The 19,424-nt window shown below is 38.8% G+C and carries 14 protein-coding genes; 11 read left to right on the top strand and 3 right to left on the bottom strand.

All coding sequences use genetic code 11. The features are described from left to right. Positions 1-239: 239 nt before the first annotated feature. Complete coding sequence (gene argS / locus AC504W_RS14545) at positions 240-2,006, bottom strand: arginine--tRNA ligase (RefSeq protein WP_494873047.1); 1,767 nt, start codon at positions 2,004-2,006, stop codon at positions 240-242. Positions 2,007-2,148: 142 nt separating this feature from the next. Further along, complete coding sequence (locus AC504W_RS14550) at positions 2,149-2,355, bottom strand: glycogen debranching protein (RefSeq protein WP_096577364.1); 207 nt, start codon at positions 2,353-2,355, stop codon at positions 2,149-2,151. Between the two features lie 543 nt (positions 2,356-2,898). Between AC504W_RS14550 and AC504W_RS14555 the strand changes: the two genes are divergently transcribed. From AC504W_RS14555 to AC504W_RS14565, 3 genes are all read left to right on the top strand, one after another. Beyond that, positions 2,899-3,120 carry a peptidoglycan-binding domain-containing protein gene (locus tag AC504W_RS14555; protein ID WP_103126141.1) on the top strand — a complete coding sequence of 74 codons (222 nt, stop codon included), beginning with the start codon at positions 2,899-2,901 and terminating at the stop codon, positions 3,118-3,120. A 259-nt stretch (positions 3,121-3,379) separates the two neighbouring features. After that, entirely contained in the window at positions 3,380-5,911 is a 2,532-nt protein-coding gene (locus tag AC504W_RS14560; protein WP_494873048.1) for a hypothetical protein, read from the top strand. 104 nt (positions 5,912-6,015) lie between these two features. After that, entirely contained in the window at positions 6,016-6,660 is a 645-nt protein-coding gene (locus AC504W_RS14565) for an HD domain-containing protein (RefSeq protein WP_494873049.1), read from the top strand. Between the two features lie 158 nt (positions 6,661-6,818). Here AC504W_RS14565 and AC504W_RS14570 read toward each other — a convergent pair whose 3' ends face one another. Further along, a complete protein-coding gene (locus tag AC504W_RS14570) occupies positions 6,819-8,198 on the bottom strand; it encodes a cytochrome P450 (RefSeq protein ID WP_494873050.1) in 1,380 nt (459 codons plus the stop codon). Positions 8,199-8,318: 120 nt separating this feature from the next. Between AC504W_RS14570 and AC504W_RS14575 the strand changes: the two genes are divergently transcribed. The 8 genes from AC504W_RS14575 to crtW all read left to right on the top strand — a co-directional run bounded on the left by AC504W_RS14575 (position 8,319) and on the right by crtW (position 19,423). After that, a complete protein-coding gene (locus tag AC504W_RS14575) occupies positions 8,319-8,951 on the top strand; it encodes a ParA family protein (RefSeq protein WP_096577371.1) in 633 nt (210 codons plus the stop codon). Next, entirely contained in the window at positions 8,951-9,502 is a 552-nt protein-coding gene (locus AC504W_RS14580; protein WP_494873051.1) for a hypothetical protein, read from the top strand. The genes AC504W_RS14575 and AC504W_RS14580 overlap by 1 nt, the downstream gene beginning before the upstream one ends. Positions 9,503-10,251: 749 nt before the next feature. Then, a complete protein-coding gene (locus AC504W_RS14585; protein WP_494873052.1) occupies positions 10,252-13,509 on the top strand; it encodes a two-partner secretion domain-containing protein in 3,258 nt (1,085 codons plus the stop codon). Positions 13,510-13,544: 35 nt separating this feature from the next. Then, a complete protein-coding gene (locus tag AC504W_RS14590) occupies positions 13,545-15,269 on the top strand; it encodes a bluetail domain-containing putative surface protein (protein ID WP_494873053.1) in 1,725 nt (574 codons plus the stop codon). 112 nt (positions 15,270-15,381) lie between these two features. Further along, on the top strand, positions 15,382-16,416 hold the full coding sequence (locus tag AC504W_RS14595; protein ID WP_494873054.1) for a hypothetical protein: 1,035 nt from the start codon (positions 15,382-15,384) through the stop codon (positions 16,414-16,416). A gap of 222 nt (positions 16,417-16,638) precedes the next feature. Continuing rightward, positions 16,639-17,391 carry a hypothetical protein gene (locus AC504W_RS14600; RefSeq protein WP_494873055.1) on the top strand — a complete coding sequence of 251 codons (753 nt, stop codon included), beginning with the start codon at positions 16,639-16,641 and terminating at the stop codon, positions 17,389-17,391. A gap of 147 nt (positions 17,392-17,538) precedes the next feature. Then, a complete protein-coding gene (gene gloA2, locus AC504W_RS14605) occupies positions 17,539-17,925 on the top strand; it encodes an SMU1112c/YaeR family gloxylase I-like metalloprotein (protein WP_494873056.1) in 387 nt (128 codons plus the stop codon). 730 nt (positions 17,926-18,655) lie between these two features. Beyond that, the gene (gene crtW / locus AC504W_RS14610) at positions 18,656-19,423 is read left to right on the top strand and encodes a beta-carotene ketolase CrtW (RefSeq protein WP_494873057.1); all 768 of its coding nucleotides are present in this window, start codon (positions 18,656-18,658) and stop codon (positions 19,421-19,423) included. Position 19,424 lies beyond the last annotated feature (1 nt).

Genomic DNA, 19,424 nt, shown 5'->3' on the forward strand with positions numbered 1-19,424 from the left:
CCTGAATCCTGAATGAGCAGATAAATGGCTCCCGATGTTAAACAGCCTCCCCATCATAGCTACAGCTTGGTCTTTTTCATGATACAGTAGGCTTACACATTGCATCTTGAAAATTGGGTAAAGGTAAAGTAGAAGGCAGAAGGTAAAATATTACTGCTGTTGATATGTACACTTTGAAAATGTTTTTTTCTGCCAAACATTAACAAAGTTTATTTTCTACTCCCTACTCCCTTTTTAACCTACATTCTTTCCAAGACTTGAATTCCCAACAGTGATAATCCCAGTTTTAAGGTTCTGGCGGTTAAATCACACAAAACCAAGCGAGATGTGCGCTGTGGTTCTTCTGCATCCAATACCCTAACTCCATGAGTGCGATCGTAGAATACATTAAACTTTTTACTCAATTCGTACAGATATTCACATAAACGATTGGGCAATAAATCTTGTTCCACATTACTAACAACTTCACCCAATTGTAGTAAATACTTTGCTAGGGCAAATTCTGTTTCATGCTCTAATATGACTTGAGCATTATTACCCAATTCTTCAAAGTTAATGCCACCCTTACGGCTAATACCTTGAATCCGTGCATAAGCATAAAGCATATAAGGCGCGGTATTGCCTTTGAGATCCAGCATTTTGTTATAGCTAAAGATGTAGTTACTGGTGCGGTTTTGGCTTAAGTCGGCATACTTAACTGCACTAATACCAATCACTTGGGCAACATTAGCAATAAATTCTGCTGTTTCAGTACGATTATCTTCTTGTAATCTCTGTTCTAAATCAGTACGAGCGCGGATAATTGCTTCATCGAGCAAATCTCGTAATCTTACACTTTCCCCAGCACGAGTTTTGATTCTTTTCCCATCTTCCCCTAACACCAAGCCAAAGGGAACATGCACTAGTTCCACATCATCTGGAATCCAGCCAGCTTTGCGTGCGACTTGGAAAAATTGAGCAAAGTGATTACTTTGTCCTGCATCGGTCACATAAATGATGCGTTTGGCTGCATCTTGTTGAATGCGGTAGCGTAAGGCGGCTAAATCTGTGGTGGCATAGTTGTAACCACCATCAGTTTTCTGCACAATTAAAGGTAAAGGTTCACCTTCTCTATTGGTATAGCCTTCTAAGAAAACAACTTTTGCGCCTTGGTCTTCGACAAGTAAGCCGGATTTGGCTAAATCTTCCACAATGGCGGGTAGCAATGGGTTGTAAAAAGATTCTCCTCGCTCATTTAAATGGATATCTAGCAAATCATAAATAACTTGAAATTCTTTGCGGGATTGTTCACACAGCAGTTTCCAAGCATGAAGGGTATCTGCTGCGCCTGCTTGTAATTGCACAACTTCTTGGCGTGCTGTTTCTTGGAAAGTTTCATCAGCATCAAACCGCTGTTTAGCTTGGCGATAAAAGCTGACTAAATCACCGATATCTAAGGCGTTGGCAGTAGTTAAAGCTTGGGGGTAAACTTCTCGCAGGTAAGCAATAAGCATACCAAATTGCGTACCCCAATCACCCACATGGTTTAACCGTAAAACATCATGACCGCGAAATTCTAGAATTCTGGCGATAGAATCACCAATAATTGTGGAACGCAAATGTCCGACGTGCATTTCTTTGGCAATATTCGGACTGGAAAAATCGACAATTTCTCGCTGGGGTGTTTTTGCTTGGGGAACGCCTAATCTAGAGTCTGGGTAAATAGCCTGGAGTTGTGCTTGTAGGTAGGCTGTTTTGAGTCTGAGGTTGATAAAACCGGGGCCAGCAATTTCTGGTGGTTCGCAGATTTGCGAGACATCTAACTTTTCGACTATAGCAGAGGCGATCGCTCTGGGTTGCTGTCCTAATTTTTTACTGATCGATAAGGCTACATTCGCTTGATAATCACCAAATTTCGGATTCCCCGCTGGCACTAAAATAGGGTCTACTGTGGCGTATTCATCACCAAAAGCAGCCACCATTGCCTGCTCAAATTTGATTTTTAATTGTTCTTGTGTAGCATTCATATATAAATGTTATCTGTGACAGGCAAAATACGGCTGCTGAGAGTTGGATATCTCAGAAGCCTGATTATTTTAACCTTAAAATATCGCAGTTATTAATTGCATCAGGTACTCTCACCAGTCTCTAACACCTCATCTCAACTCATCAATCGAGTTTTAAGGCATTAACTGGTACTTCATCCCAAGAATCGACTATCCGTAATATTGCTGTCCAACCGTCGGCTTTTTGTTTCTCAGTCAAATTATTTGCAAAGGACTCATGACAATCTTTGGCTTGAGACTCATTACAACAGGCAATGCAGGCATAAATCATACCCGATGGATCAATTTGCTCATTTACCCAAATAGTCATGGAGTATCCTCTCGAAAGCTATACATTAACAAGGCATTTGGTCATTTTAGAATACTAGCAAAGCTTAAAAACCATTAATCATTGGGCTGATGTAGAAAAGTTGTCCGTTGAGACTGGGAGCCAGGGTTTAAGTTTGTTGGGAGGATTAATGTTTATTACCCCGTTGAATTGTTACCCATCCTCCCCAACATTTTTTGCTTTCCCCTACCGCATATAGTTTTGCATAAGTCCAAAAATCGTCGTCTAGCTTCATCAAACGCAATATATCTTACCTAGACTTCTTACGTAATTCAACTGATGACATTCGCTAATTTGCAAACAAAAATATACTTAATTTCTCAAAATGCAATTCCAAATTAATTCACAATATCAAATTTCTATCAAGTCAATTTGATCGCATTTGATAGGCTTGTTTGGAAGTGGTAATCAGTCAAATAATTATGATTAATAAAGAATTTTTAAATCTCATGTAAAGGGATTTAAATAACATCATTAACTATAAAAGTTTGACAGAAAATTAACATTTTAAACATAGGAGAGAAAATGTCTTATCCAGGTTATTTGTTGCAACAAGGCTGTGAAACCCAAGATGTATATATGGTGCAGCAAACTTTGCAAGCATTGGGATATTCTCTAAGTGCTGATGGTGCATTTGGCCCGATAACAGAAAATGCTGTCCGACACTTTCAAATGACACAGGGTTTGAACCCTGATGGGATTGTTGGCCCTAATACTTGGTATGCGTTAATGTCTCAAGGCTGTTAAATAACTAGTATTCTGTAGCAGATAACTTGAGAGGTGAGTCCTCTCTATTTTGATTTTGGCAGCGTTCTAAAAAATAAAAGGTCAAGCATTTACTGTGGCAGATATAGATATTAGTGTCATCATTGCGTTGGCACTAATATTTATGATTTTTTTGAATATAGATACTTTTGAGTAAGCAGATAAATGCTAGAAAATGCAAAGTATATAAAAACATAAAATCGCTCATACAAATATAGATTAGCCAAGGAATATTCCAAGAATGGTTCATACAAATGGACAGCCTGCTGTATCTTCAAAATCACAACTAGATATAGCAATTGATGTTTATGAAGACGCTCTAATTGCCTTAGAAGAATCACCGATACAAGCAACATTTGACCAAAAAGTGGCTGTGTTAGTAGCGCGTGATGGGGTAGAGAAGAAAAGGCAAATGGATCAAAACCCCACTGGTATTACTTATGCCAGATTATTGAGTTTAGATGAGCGTCTCAAAGCACAAGTAAAAGTTCTCAGCGAGGATGATGAACTAGCACAATGGAAAGATAGTCTCAATGCTCCTCCAAATATGTGGTGGTGGCATTTAAAATATCCGTTAGCTATGTCACCTACCCAGGTAGCAAAACGCTATCAACAAGCTATCTCTGCATTATCAGCAGCGCTTCCCCATCCTACTCAAGAACAAATTTTAGAAGTATTACTGGCACGCGATGCCATTGAAACTTCTCGTGATAATCAACCTTTACCAGAACATGTCGCTAAAATTGTCATCGACCTGGATGAAAAGTTGCGATCGCTCTCGGATGTGATTACTAGAGATGGTAAGTTGGAGTATTGGAAAAAGAGTTTAAGTAAAACTACATCTAATACTTGGTGGTGGGAATTAAGTAACATTGAACCACTCCCAGCACAAGCAATTAAGCGTTATCAAGAAGCTCTGGATGAAATGGAAGCTCCACCAAAAGCGGCTTCAGAAGAATTATTAGAAGTGTTGTTAGCACGGGACGCTGTAGAGAAAGCTTGGACTAAGCAACAACAACCACCGCGTCATCTCACTGAAAAAATTATTGAATTAGACAAGCGCTTAAAAGCGCAATCTTGGTCTTTTGCTAACGATGATATCGTTGATGAATGGAAAAATAACCTGAAGCCACCAGAGATGAATTGGTGGTGGTCTTTTACTCGTTCTGTTCCTTTGCCAAATGAAGCGATCGCTCGTTACGAAAAAACAATTGATGTCATTGAAAGTAGTAAACCACCGTCCTCCGATCAACTTTTAGAAGCACTTTTGGCTCGTGATGGAGTAGAAGAAGCATTAGAACAAGCGTATCGCAATAAACCTGTTCCTGAAAAATTGGCTAGACAGCTAATTACTTTAGACAACAAATTAAAACAATACCGACTTGATTTGAACAAAGATAACCAAATCAGACAATGGAAGGATAGCTTAAAACGGCAAAATCGCTGGTGGTGGGAACTCAAACCTGCGATCGTTGGTTCTGAAGAAGAACCGGGTACACGCCGTGACTGGTTACTCAATACTTTGGCTGTACTTTGTCTGGGTGTTGGTGCTGCTTTTACAGCTTATAGCAGCCAAGTATTTTTCCAGAAAGTTGAAGGACAAGAAGTTCAACAAGCCGACTTATCACAAAACATGGCGGCGGTATTACAAGTCATCGGTTTGGGTGCAGGTGGCGCAGCAGCCTTAACCAGTGGTGGGAGAAAAACCCTCGAAAAACTATTTACAAACTTACAGTTACCGCCTACCAAACAAGCACCCACAGCCTTAGCGATCGCCGCAGGAATGACAGCTATTACAGGTTCTGTGGCGACATCATTACCAGCATGGGGAAAAGTTTATATTACTCAAGGACAAGGATATTTACAAAATACTAACTGGCTGAAAGCTCAAGATAGTTTTCTTCAGGCCAAAAAATTCATTAGTAGTGATGAAGACAAAGCCAAAGTAGAAATTGGTTTAGGGGAGTCTTCGGAACATTTAGGAGATTTAGTCAAAGCTAAAGAATATTACAAAAAAGCTGCATCTCTGGACAATATTGAAGGTATGACTCGCTATGCTCGACTCAGCATGGTTGATTTCTTCCTCAAAAATCCACCAGATTCCAGAATTCAACCTTCAATCACTGATGAAAACCTCAGACAAGCTCATCTTTTTAATCAGCGTGCTTGGCTGAAAATCTCAAAATTGTTGGCTAAAAATGAGCAAACTCCCGAAAAACTCAACAAAGAATTATTGAATTTAACTCAATTAGCTCGCACAAATGGCGCACTTATTAGCGCAGTTAAAGATTTATTAGTATCTCCAAAAGATGGTGCTTTGCAGGATGAAGAATATCGTCAGCGCTATTGGACTGAAGGTGTAGCTGGTATTTTTAAATCAAATTTGGATGAATTGAATTACCTGAAAATTCCTGTAAAAGATGCGCTTCAGATTAGAGCTTTGTGTTTTGCACACATCACAACTGAGCAGATGAGATACACAGAAAATATTACTAATGTTCCTGAAGCACTCTCAAGTCTTGTACCGGAGATGATGACAAAATCTCCAGATGCTCCCAATTGCTACGATGATAAAGCTCTGAGTGTCTATGATTTTTCGCTGATTGAAGCTTTAGCGAAAATATATAAGATGCCGAAATTTAGAGTTGCGGGGACAAGTAATAATCAGCCGCCGCAGGCTAATCCTACCCCAAGTCCTGAAGCAGCACCGAACCCTGCGCCAGAAGCTGATAATCAAACTCCACCAGCAACTGAGGCTCAACCGCAATATTAACAAACTTAAACTCAGGTGCGATCGCCAAGGAACAAAACCTGCTGTAATTAACTGGGAGGCGCTATCTTCTCAGTTAACTAACAGTAAGAAATAGGAAGTAAGTAGTGGGGAATAAGAAAATAGATATCTTATTTAATCACTGGCAGTACACACTACAATTTTTTGGCGTTGACCAATTCAAAATTGCCGCAACTTTTACTCAATTAGTTGCGGCATATTGTACTGCTGGCCGTTATTACCATACACTGCAACATATTCATCATGTTCTGAATAACATTCAGACTTTGCAAGCCTATACCCAAAATTTACCTGCTGTACAACTTGCAGCTTGGTTTCATGATGTGGTTTATGATCCTCAAGCTAACGACAACGAAGCCAAAAGTGCGGAATATGCTTGTCAGTTATTAACTAATTTGGCAATTCCTATCAGTCAAATCACAATTGTTCAGCGTCTCATTCTCAACACAAAACACCACCAAGCGGCTATTGACGATATTGATAGTCACATTTTATTAGATGCTGATTTAGCAATTTTAGCTGCTGACCCAGTGGATTATCAAAAATATGCTCACGCTATCCGTCAAGAATACGCTTGGGTAGCAGAAGTTGAATATATTCAAGGTCGCAAACAAGTACTAGAAAAATTTTTGCAACGACAGCATATATATTTTACGCCTCTGATGTTTGAGGTAGGAGAACAGTCTGCTAGAGCTAATCTGCAAGCAGAAATTCAACAACTTAAAATTTGATCAAGCAATTAGGCAAAATGAGAAATCAATATGCCTAGTACAACGCGGCGGAAATAAAGATACCATTTCAAGTTAGTGAAAAGCTTGTAATATAAGCTTTTTGACTTTTGACTTTTGACTTTTAACTTCCGCGTAGCGGTACTAGTTGCTTAGTAAATTTACACTTTCACAGGTGTATTCACCTGCTTGACTTGCGGTGTCGCTACCATCTGCATCCCGGCTGGTGTGGCTAGAGTTAAACCACGACGCACGGGATGCACAGGGCGTTTGTTGACAGAAGATACTTGAAACTGAGACAAAATTGTTGCCAGGGCAATTTTCATTTCATACTGAGCAAAGGCCAAACCAATACAACGACGGTTTCCGCCACCAAAGGGTAAATATTCGTAAGGAGAAAATTGTCTCTCTAAAAAGCGTTCTGGTTTAAATAAGTTAGGCTGTGGGTAAACCGCTTCTCGATGATGCGCTAAATAAATACTAGGGACAACTGCTGTTCCTTTAGGTAACTTGTAACCCATAATTTCAATTGGCGACTTGACGATTCTAAAGAAGCCATTGATCACAATTGGGTAAATTCGCAAGGTTTCTTGGCAAACTGCTGTTAAATAAGGTAATTTGGCAACAATACTGGGTTCGGGGTTAACTCCCAAAGTATGCAATTCTTGGAGTAATTTTTCGCGGACTTCTGGTAAACGGTCAATCCAGTACAAAGCCCAAGTCAATGCAGAAGCAGTGGTTTCATGTCCCGCAACTAACATTGTCATTAATTCATCGCGTAATTCTGCATCTGACATAGGCTTGCCATCATCATAACGAGCCGAAATCAATAAACTGAGGATATCTTGACGATTCTGCCCAGATTCGGCACGACGTTCTTGAATCAATGAGTCAATTAGTTGATCAATTTGTTGCAGTTGGCTTAAAAACCTTCCCCAAGGACTCCATTTACCCCAATCGCGTTGCATAACCTGAAAAAATAAGGCGGCGGACATTCGGGAAGAACTGATGAGGTCTAAGACAGAACTGAGTAATTGGCGCAGTTGTTGAAACTTGCTTCCTTCATCCACACCAAACACCACGCGCAAAATCACACGCAAGGTAATTTCCTGCATAGAAGCGCGGATGTTAAAGGGTTTACCTATCACCCACTCATTGCTAACTTGTTGAGTGATTTCCTGGATAGCTTGACCGTAAGCCCGCATTCTCTCACCATGAAAAGGCGGTGTGAGTAATTGGCGTTGGCGTTGGTGGCGATCGCCATCTAGTAAAATCAAGGAATTCTCACCAAGCAAATATTTTAAAACGCCTCCTCCACCACCAGTCGCAAAGTGACTAGCATCAGTAGTAAAAATCTGCTCTAATGCTTGGGGATGACTGAAATACACCAAATGATTATCGCCTTTACGCCAAACCGTAAAGTTGTCACCATAAACTTTGGCAAAATCTTCAACATACTCTATCGGCCGAAAAATAAACTTAATGATTCGTAGCCAGTACGGGATTCTTGGCCCATCAGGCAAACTTTTCGTTACTGTCATAATATTTTGCCAGCATTTGCATTTATCAAGACTATTTTTATTTTGGCGAGTTTTTCTGCTACTGCGGGACACACAAAGCGGTATATTCTTGTATGGCAGGATCGGAAGTAAGCATAAGCAGTGCCAAAAATCGTCGCTATCCTCAACGGTAAAGGAGGAGTCGGCAAAACGACTACCTCTATCAATTTAGCTGCACAGTTTGCCAAGCAAAGAAAAGTGCTAGTAGTAGATGCAGATATTCAAGGTTCTGCCAGTTGGTGGTTTGGGCGCAATGAGCAAGGAATGGGCTTTGATTTATCTCAAGAGACAGATCCTCAACTTTTAGGAAATTTACGTAAAATAAAAGGTTACGATTTAGTAGTAGTGGATACGCCTCCGGCGCTGCACTCTGAAGCATTGGCAACAGTAGTAGCGATCGCAGATTATATAGTTTTACCTACACCCCCAGCAGCAATGGATTTAGCTGTTCTCATTGAAACAGTAAAATCAGCTGTCGTCCCCACAGGAGTTCCTCATCGTGTACTCTTAACTAAAGTCGATGCGCGGAGTATTGGTGAAGCTATGGAAGCGCAAAACACTCTCGTAAAGCTAGGTATCCCTGTTTGTAAAGGCTTCATCCGTACCTATAAAGCCCACGAACGAGCCGCATTAGAGGGTGTCGCAATCAATCAATGGCGAGGCAAGAATGCTTGGGAGGCGGAATCAGACTACCGCCGCGTGGCTGATGAACTACAGCGTGATTGGAGAAAATAATGGCTAGGAAACAAAATCTCTCTGACTTAATTCAAGCAGAAGCACAAAAATTAACACCTAATAGTGCAGTTGATGAAGGTGCAATCGAAGTCCCGGCTGTGGAAGTTACAGAAGAACAAACAGCAGCCGCAGATGCAGAAATAGCTGAGTCAGCAACTGCTAAACGGAATACTTCTACAAAAGCAGATTTAGAAGCTACTATTAAAGACTTACAAACAACTTTAGAAAAAAATCAGGCCACAGAAAAAGCTCTGCAAAAGCAGATTAAAGAATTACAATCAGCTTTATCTGAACAAAAACTATCAATAGAACACCTCACACAAGAGCTTGATGAAACGAAAAAAACAGCACTGCAACTTGCCGAAGCTAATTCTAAGTTAATCGAAGAAAATAAAGCTCTACAACAACCAAAGGCAAGTATTGTCCCCCAGAAGAAGGAATATTACAATCCAGTTGATTATAGAAAATCTCATCGCTCACCAGACATACTCCCCGATATGCCAGCAGAAACTAAAGATGATTTCGCTGCTAATACTTGGTTGTATGATTAACACCGATTTGCATTGTTTTTAGACTTAATCTAGTTTTTAGTAAATCGCTAGTGTGGTGCGTTAGGCTGAAGCTATAACGCATCACACTATTTTTTATACTTTCATAGCATAATATCAGTCATAATTTATCCCAAGTTTGTGGCTAAAATATGCTAAATAATTTTCTTTTTCAATTTAAAAAAGTCGCATAAAAATGCACAAAATAATCCACAAGGGCCACGCTGCCAAGTCCCTACTTGGACAACCCAGTCTATTACTAATACTGTTTCACTTTAATTTTTGATACAAATAGACCGCAGGGAGCAAGGGGAAAGAATGGAAAACTGATAAATTTGTATCATTTTTTTCGTGAAATACTATAACTCACTGCACATTTAACGAGTATTGCTACACTCATTTTGAGCATTATAATGGCGTAGATTGATACTGTACGAAAATAACCAGCAAATGCCGCGAAATAACTTGATGCGTTTCATATTGTGCAGCGCTACTATTATCGCTGGCTTTATCTATTGGTGGTGCAGCGCAAGTATGTTCAGATTTTAGAGAAAAAACACTTGGGCAGGTATTCACAAAAGAGCGATCGCAGAACTTTTCGGTCTACTGAGTGTAAGAGTTAGGTGACTCAACTGTGCCACTAACAGTAAAAGCAAGTAACTTGATCAGGCAAAAAATAGTATGATCGTCAAAGTTTAAAGCAAAAAAGCCGATACTAAACAGTAGCTCAATTTTTGAGGTGGGGGTACATAATGTGGCTGAAGCTGGCAAGTAACTTAAGTTTGTTGGCCGCTATTGCTTATACGCGTATGCCCTACACGTTAGCTCAACAAATCAAAGCTGATGTCTACTTACCCATAAATCAAAGAACCCAAGTAACTAACAACAGCCCTAATTTTCAGATTGATGGTGGAGCCACACAAAGCACAAATTTATTTCATAGCTTTAGTGAATTTTCTGTACCAGTAGGCAGTGAAGCGTTTTTCAACAACGCTACAACAGTGCAGAATATCATTAGTCGGGTGACAGGTTCCATGCCATCTAACATTCAAGGCACAATTCGCGCTAACGGTACAGCAAACCTCTTTCTAATTAATCCTCAAGGGATTATTTTTGGGCCGAATGCCAGATTAAATATTGGTGGTTCTTTCATTGCCAGTACTGCTAGTAGTGTGACATTTGCAGATGGAATAGAATTTAGTGCGACAAATCCTGATGCTAATGCTTTATTAACTATCAACCAGCCTATTGGTTTACAGTTTGGTACAAATCCAGGAAGAATTGAGAATCAGTCTAGAACTACTGATAGCCTCAATCAGTTGATAGGTTTACAAGTGCAGGCAAATACAACGTTGGCACTTGTAGGTGGTGATTTAACCCTAACAGGAGGTGTGGTAACAGCACCTAATGGACGAATTGAACTGGGAAGTGTTGGTAGTAATAGTGTGGTGAACCTGACACCAACATCTATAGGTTACATCCTCAACTATGAAGGTGTAAACGACTTTCAGAATATTAATCTGCGGCAAGCTACTGCCACAACAATAGGCAGTCTAGGCGGCAGTATTCACCTACAAGGCGCTAACATTTCGCTGACTGATGGTTCGTTGGTTCAAGTCGGGATTTTTGGCAATGGTATTGGTGAAGGTTTGACAGTCAATGCTTCAGAATCAGTGCAATTAATTGGGAGTAACAATCGCTTATTTACTCTCAATGAAGGTACTGCTATATCTGGAGATTTAACCATCACCAGCCCTATATTACTTCTCCAAGATGGGGCAGAGGTTGTGTCTTCCACAACAGGAGTTCGCAAAAGCGGGAATTTAAATATTAATGCTTCCCAATTATTGCAAGTAACTGGTAGTGGGAGCCGTTTGTTTACACAAACAGAAAGTACCGCCGCAAATGCAGGTGATAGTGGAAATTTGACAATTCATAGTGGTAATTTATTGATTCAAAATAGAGGACAGATATCAGTCAATTCTTTGGGCGCAGGTGACGGTGGAAACTTAACAGTCAATGCTACTAAATCAGTAGAATTGGTAGGCAGAGATAGTCGCTTACTGACTCAAGCTCAAGGCTTAGGCGACACAGGTAATTTAACTATTACCACTCCCATACTGCGGATATTGGATGGCGGACAAATTTCCGTAAGTACTTTAGGTGCAGGTAAAGGTGGTAATTTGACAGTGAACGCCACCGAATCAACCCAACTCATTGGTCGTTCACAAGATGGTCAATTTGCCAGTGGGTTGTTTGCTCAAACCCAAGGCTCAGGAAACGCTGGCAACATCATCATTACCACTCCCATACTGCGGATATTGGATGGCGCACAAGTCTCCGCAGGTACTTTGAGTGCAGGTAAAGGTGGTAACTTGACTGTAAACGCCACCGAATCAACCCAACTCATCGGTCGTTCTCAAGATGGTCAATTTGCCAGTGGGTTGTTTGCTCAAACCCAAGGCTCAGGAAACGCTGGCAACATCATCATTACCACTCCCATACTGCGGATATTGGATGGCGCACAAGTCTCCGCAGGTACTTTGAGTGCAGGTAAAGGTGGTAACTTGACTGTAAATGCCACCGAATCAACCCAACTCATCGGTCGTTCCCAAGATGGTCAATTTGCCAGTGGGTTGTTTGCTCAAACCCAAGGCTCAGGAAACGCTGGCAACATCATCATTACCACTCCCATACTGCGGATATTGGATGGCGCACAAGTCTCCGCAGGTACTTTGAGTGCAGGTAAAGGTGGTAACTTGACTGTAAATGCCACCGAATCAACCCAACTCATCGGTCGTTCCCAAGATGGTCAATTTGCCAGTGGGTTGTTTGCTCAAGCTGAACGTCAAGCTACAGGCAGTTCAGGAGACTTAACAATTAACACTCCCATACTTCAAGTTTTTGATGGCGCACAAGTATCAGCTGGTACTTTGGGTACAGGTCAAGGTGGTAACTTGACTGTAAATGCTACCAAAACAGTAGAGTTGATTGGAAGATCATCAGATCAAAGATTTGCCAGTGGTTTGTTTAGTCAAACTCAAGGTACAGGCAATGCCGGAGCAATAAGAATTACAACTCCTGAATTACGTATTTTGGATGGTGCAGAAATATCCGCAGCCACTTTAGCAACTGGCAAGGGTGGAAATGTCATTATCAAGGCATCTGATACTTTACGTGTTCAAAATGGGTCGCAAGTTTCCGTGAGTAGTACTGGAAATTTAGCAGAGGCAGGAAATATAGATGTCACAGCCGGTTTAGTCCGGTTAGATGGCGGTAAGATTACAGCCCAGACTTTATCTGGCAATGGTGGTGATATCAACTTAAGTATTGCTAATTTATTATTCTTACGTCGTGGCAGTACAATTTCTACCACAGCAGGTACAAACGCATCCGGTGGTAATGGTGGAAATATCAAAATCAATATCCCAAATGGTTTTGTTGTCGCTATCCCTTCAGAAAATACTGACATTACTGCTAATGCTTTTACAGGCAGTGGAGGAAGAATTGATATTACAGCGCAAAACTTATTTGGAATTCAGAGCCGACCTTTTAATACTCCAGCAAGTGATATTACAGCAAGTTCCCAATTTGGGATTAATGGAGTAGTGAATATTAATACCCCTGATGTTGATCCTACGCGTAGTGTTTTAGTTTTATCAACAAATATTATCGATCCCTCTCAACTAATTGAGCAAAGCTGTGCTGCTGTTAATAGTTCTCAAGGTAGTCAACTTACAGTGACTGGGCGTGGTGGACTTCCTGTTACTCCTAATGAACCTCTAAGTAGTGAAGTTATTTGGTCAGATACACGCTTAAGAAATAGGACAGCGTCAATAAATCAATCTAGAGCTACACATACACAATTACCAAAAGTTGTTGATATCCCAAATCTGATTCCTGCTACTGGCTGGATATTTAATAATCAAGGCCAAGTGACACTAGTGGCTCATAATTTCACAGCCACACCTAATACATCTTTGTCTATACCTACTTGCCATAACCGCTAAATATGTTTTTGAGTTAATTTATTAGGAGTTTTATAATGTCAAAGGGAAATTTTGAGCAATTTTTAGAAGCTTTAGGAGCATTAGAATCGGGAAGACAATCAGGAGATCCACTCCAGTACAGCGCACAAAACTTAAACACAAATGCTGTAGGTAAGTACCAGTTTTCAGAAGTTTTATTTGTAGACTTAGATTACTACAATAGTGATGGTAATGATTATGATGGAATTTTTAATGGAACTTGGACAGGCAAGAATAGAGTAACTAGCTTTGAGTCTTGGAAGACAAATCCATTTGCTCAAGAAACAGCAATTCGGGAAGCATTTTTTGTCAATTATGGCTATATCAATTCTGGATTAAGTGCAAGAAGCATCAGCAATATTGAGACTTATTTATCTAACTCTGCTAATCAAGGAGTTAAAACAGTTAGATATTACAGATTAAATGCTGCTCGCACTGACTTCGAGAGAGATGTGAACGGAAACCGAATCATATATACAGAGCAAACTACTATTTCTTTATCTGGTATTCTAGGCGGGGCGCATTTACGCGGCGGTATTGCTGCGGCAGAGATACTAGCACAGTTAAATCAAAAGAGTTTAATAGATTTCACGACAAGTCAATTTAACCTCAGTTATTACAAAACCTATCTTTTCGATGAAATTAATACATCAATTTTTAGGTATTTTAATGACTTTGGTAATTATGCAGTTAACACGACAGACTTTATTTTGTCTAGCTATGGAAATCCAACAAATTATGTTCTGTATGGAACTTTAAATAACAATATTATCAATGGTGGTGCTGGTAATGACAGACTTATTGGTGGTGCGGGGATTGATACTTTATCGGGAGGTTTAGGCGATGATACTTATATTGTTGATACCACGACTGACACTATTATCGAAAATGCAGGAGCAGGTGTAGATACAGTTTTTTCTAGTGTCACTTTTAGTCTCGCTGCTTTACCAAATATCGAAAATTTGACTTTGACAGGCACAGCAGCAATTAATGGTACTGGTAATGCAGCTAATAACATTATTACAGGCAACTCTGGTAACAATATCCTCAGTGGTGGTGCTGGTAATGACAGACTTATTGGTGGTGCGGGGATTGATACTTTATCGGGAGGTTTAGGTAATGATAGTTATATTGTTGATACCACGACTGACACCATTATCGAAAATGCAGGAGCAGGTGTAGATACAGTTTCTTCTAGTGTCACTTTCAGCATCGCTGCTTTAGCAAATATCGAAAATTTGACTTTGACAGGCACAGCAGCAATTAATGGTACTGGTAATGCAGCTAATAACATTATTACAGGCAACTCTGGTAACAATATCCTCAGTGGTGGTGCTGGTAATGACAGATTATTTGGTGGTGTTGGGATTGATACTTTATCTGGAGGTTTAGGTGTAGATAGGTTTGACTACCGCCAGTTAACTGATTCTCTCCTCAATAAATTTGATAGAATCACCGATTTCAATGCTAATACAGGTAATGATCTATTTCTAGTGGCAAGTACACGCGCTGGATTTTTAAATGCTGGCTCGGTTACAAGTCTTGATACAAGTGGAATTCAAGCTAGATTAACTATGTCTAATTTTGGCTCTAACTTTGCTGCTCGATTTACTTTTGGTAGCCGTGCTTTTGTAGTTATCAATGATAGTATAGCTGGGTTTAATGCTAATACGGATACAGTGATTGAAGTGACAGGATTAAGTGGTACTTTAGGAATCACGCAATTTACAACTGTAGTTTGAACTCTAAGTAAATTATTGATTTCTGAGATTGAAAGTTTGGCGTTTTTATCAAGGTACATAACTGATATTAAAAAATATGAAATTCTGTGGGTTTATGCTTGCTGGAGCTATTGTGACAAGTTTACTAGGTGCGATCGCCAGTGGATGTACCAGTTTTGCAACTCCCAATGTGCAGCAAAGCAACAGTATAAATATTAATGCTCTCAGTCAAACTGTTGCAGACAAAGGAGACAAAAACTCATCAACAGCGGCCAATCCAACCCAGCCTAAAAATTCTGACAATCCCGTCAAAAAGCCTGTTCTCCAAGAAGGTATGCCATATCAACAAGCACGAGAACTTGTAATTCAACAAGGTTGGCGACCTAATTTACAAGGTGATGCACCTAATCTTCGGGATGCCTCTGTGAAAGAATTATATGATTTCGGATATAAAGAGGTGAAAGACTGTGCGGGGACAGGAATTGGGGCTTGTCTATTTGAATTTACTAACCAAGCTGGAGAACTTTTGTCGATTTCGGCAACGATCGCTGACCGCAGTAATACAGAACGGCTAGTTTGGCGTTGGTCAATTGAGAAAAAGACAAATAATAATCAACAAACTGTGCTGTCTGTTGATTCAGAGAAACCACCATTTATCGGCACTCGCTTGTTTAATTTTTTAGGTGGAAGTGGCACAGGTCAATCGATTGCGATCGCACCTGACGGAACCACCATAGTTAAGCTGAACGGTACATTTGAAAGTTCAATTCAATATAATGGTAAGTTCGCCAATCCTATTATCTTGCAAGATGGCAGTGGCTTAGGACTACTTTTAAAAGACGGAAAAATTTACAGCCTATTATCTAATGGACAAATAGCAAAAGGTTGTAAAGGCGAAGGAACAGTTTGTGAGTCATCTTTGCTCGAATTATCATCTACTCCTATTAAAGATGGATTTTATATCCTCGGAGGAACAGATCAAGGTCTGGAAGTCAGAGGAAAACAGTATCGATATTATGACGAAGAAGGAAATAAAGAATGGAACCCAATTTCTGAGTTAAATTCCATCAAAGAAGGTTTGGTATTTGATGGACAGAATTATTGGTGTATCCCGCCAAGGGCAGAAATCGGAGTTTGTTCTGAAAATGGCTGGATTCCATCAAGATAATTTTTGATTTTGCTTTTATATTAATAATTTGATAATTTTTTGCAACTTCTTGGCAATTTTTACGTAATTCCTAGGTTTTTCAAATATTAAATATAAGTCCCATAGCGAATTTACGAATGTTTTGTGAAATTTGCTTCTGTGCATTTGTAGATTTAAAAGTCTCGATGTAGTGTCACGCTATTTCATTCAACTTTCTCAATACCTGTGGATAAAAGAAAACCTATGAAACTTACACCTACAGTTGCCGAAGTGAAATTATTCGGAAAGGAAATTGGGATTGAGAATATCCCAATCTTTGATGGTTATGAAGAATGGTGGAATGTGCTACATGAAATAGGACACTATGCTGTAAAAAGTGATGCCTATATTCAACTGTGGCAAAAACACAACAAAAAAGAGCGAGACGTTCCTTCACTGAACTGGTTTGATTCATCCTATGACAAATGGATGCAGGAGCATTGGAATTATGACCTTTTGGATGATGAATCCGATAACCCACTGAATGATGACATTGATGACCTATTAGATGATAGGCTACACAACGCCGACTCCACTCCAGGTGAAGCAGAAGTAGTTTTGTGGTGTTTGCTGGTTCTTAAGACTAAAAACTGGATAAATCCAAAACGTTGCAAAACATGGAGGCTAGACATCAAAGCTCACAATCGAGTTGATCGGCAATGGCAATCTCCCAAAGATAAAGAACTTCAACAGGCATTTAATCAGTTGAAAGCTGTAGGTATCTATCCCAATTCTGGAAAATTTCGCCCAACTAAGATACCTGCTGTAGTAGAGATCCTCATCATGCTAGGAGAGCTTAAAGCTTCCTACGCAACAGATTTTCGTGTCAAAGAAACACTGGATAACGCTTGTCAAATTCAGTTGCAGCATCAACAAATTGCTGAGTCGTTGCGACTACATAATGCCAACCCCCCAAAATGGGAAAGATGGATAGAAGCAGGCATTCTTACATATTAATTTAATTTTCTTATCTTTAATTAGCCGATATTGAATGAAGTAAGGGCGCGATTACAATTTCTATTAATCCCTATCAAAGATTAAAACGCGATCACTTCTTCGTAGATGATGCCTTGTTAGAATGTTACTACACTTTTAGAAGTTTTTATGAAGACGAGTGGCATTCATCATATAGCGATTATTTGTTCTAACTACGAACAATCGAAAAAATTTTATGTAAACGTTTTAGGTTTTGCGATTATCAAAGAAACATTTCGAGCCGAAAGAAATTCTTATAAATTAGATTTACGTATTAATGAGCATACTCAAATTGAGTTATTTTCTTTTCCTAATACCCCCAAACGATTAAGCAATCCCGAAGCTTGTGGCTTAAGACATTTAGCTTTTTGTGTTGAGAATATAGAAGAGACTGTTGTTTACTTAAAATTGCATAATATAGAGATAGAAAATATTAGAATTGATGAAATTACTGGCAAAAAGTTTACTTTTTTTCCAGACCCTGATAACTTGCCTCTAGAGATTTATGAGATTTAAGAATATTATTTGGTACCCCCACCAAAGTCATGACATAGAACATATACCGCATATTTCTAGTAAGTGAAGTATATCATTCAAGTCTTAAAGCTAAGTTTAGATCCTAATCTTATTCTGAATTCTGCTATAGGATTCCTAAATCATGCGTGAAAAAGCGAAGTAAGTTTGCAAATCCTTTTTTTCTTTTCACTCTTCCCTAGCTCAACAAGTAATTTCACAATTAATTGAGGATGGGTATAGTACCTAAATCTGATGAGAAATCCAAATTAATCAGGATAAATTTGTGTGGTGTATAAACAACGCTATAAATATTTTATACTAAAACTAAAAATATCTATACCAAAAATATAGTAAACTAATAAATACCATTTATATAGTAGTTAATTAATTCCTATCTCTTTATCAATTTATATTTAAATAGTTAATTAGGTATTTGGCGATACATAAAATGTATTACCAATATATTGCTTTGGTACAGTATATCTATTGAAACTATAGATAGAGAGTTTAGTTAGAGTTCATAGCTATTATTAAATTACTAAAAAGTTACTAAGAAGCAGATAGTAATTTAATGTTGTTCAATTATATAAGTGTCACTTTCTAAGCTCATCATATATCTGTTTAATTTGGAAAATTTTTCTTACTTATGGTCAATTAATTAATATACTAATCAACAATTAATAATTGCTTTTGTAGATAACCCATAACACATAAATCAAGAGTTTACGGCATGAGTCAGATTAATTTAGTATCTTCACAATCAAAAAAGCTAGATTTTATTATCAATACTGAAAAAAACAATAACAAAGGTATTTTTATCGCTTGCATTATTTTAGTATTGTGGACAATAACTATCACTTTATTTTTGTCATTAAATATTTCTAAAATTCCTATTGTATTAATATTTTTAGGCATGTTATGGCAGACATTTATATATACAGGATTATTTATTACTGCTCATGATGCTATGCACGGCGTAGTGTTTCCCCAGAATCCTAAAGTCAATAATTGGATAGGTAAGATATTTGTATTGTTGTATGGGCTATTTCCTTATCAAGAGTTATTAAAAAAGCATTGTTTACATCACCGTTATCCTAGTACTAAAGACGATCCAGATTTTTACGATAACCAATACCAAAACTTTTTTGCTTGGTATTTTAACTTCATAAAATCTTATTGGAGTTGGAAGCAACATCTTGGATTTATAGTTGTATTTATTATTTTGAGATATGTCTTAAATATATTGCAAATTAATCTAATTTTATTTTGGGTAATACCATCTATTTGTAGTTCAATACAATTATTTTATTTTGGTACATTCCTACCTCATAGAAGGCTCGAATCAGGATATACAAGTGTGCATCAAACAAGAAGTATTGCACTACCTATTTTTTGGTCATTTATCAGCTGCTACCATTTTGGTTATCACAAAGAACATCACGAATATCCTAATGTTCCTTGGTGGAGATTACCAGAGGTTTACAAGGGGATGGAGTAAA

The sequence above is a fragment of the Nostoc sp. C96 genome (genome assembly GCF_059384975.1).

Bases quoted from the DNA above. Each gene is read 5' to 3' on its own strand.
- argS (WP_494873047.1), bottom strand. From the start codon at position 2,006: ATGAATGCTACACAAGAACAATTAAAAATCAAATTTGAGCAGGCAATG.
- AC504W_RS14550 (WP_096577364.1), bottom strand. From the start codon at position 2,355: ATGACTATTTGGGTAAATGAGCAAATTGATCCATCGGGTATGATTTAT.
- AC504W_RS14555 (WP_103126141.1), top strand. From the start codon at position 2,899: ATGTCTTATCCAGGTTATTTGTTGCAACAAGGCTGTGAAACCCAAGAT.
- AC504W_RS14560 (WP_494873048.1), top strand. From the start codon at position 3,380: ATGGTTCATACAAATGGACAGCCTGCTGTATCTTCAAAATCACAACTA.
- AC504W_RS14570 (WP_494873050.1), bottom strand. From the start codon at position 8,198: ATGACAGTAACGAAAAGTTTGCCTGATGGGCCAAGAATCCCGTACTGG.
- AC504W_RS14580 (WP_494873051.1), top strand. From the start codon at position 8,951: ATGGCTAGGAAACAAAATCTCTCTGACTTAATTCAAGCAGAAGCACAA.
- AC504W_RS14585 (WP_494873052.1), top strand. From the start codon at position 10,252: ATGTGGCTGAAGCTGGCAAGTAACTTAAGTTTGTTGGCCGCTATTGCT.
- AC504W_RS14590 (WP_494873053.1), top strand. From the start codon at position 13,545: ATGTCAAAGGGAAATTTTGAGCAATTTTTAGAAGCTTTAGGAGCATTA.
- AC504W_RS14600 (WP_494873055.1), top strand. From the start codon at position 16,639: ATGAAACTTACACCTACAGTTGCCGAAGTGAAATTATTCGGAAAGGAA.
- gloA2 (WP_494873056.1), top strand. From the start codon at position 17,539: ATGAAGACGAGTGGCATTCATCATATAGCGATTATTTGTTCTAACTAC.
- crtW (WP_494873057.1), top strand. From the start codon at position 18,656: ATGAGTCAGATTAATTTAGTATCTTCACAATCAAAAAAGCTAGATTTT.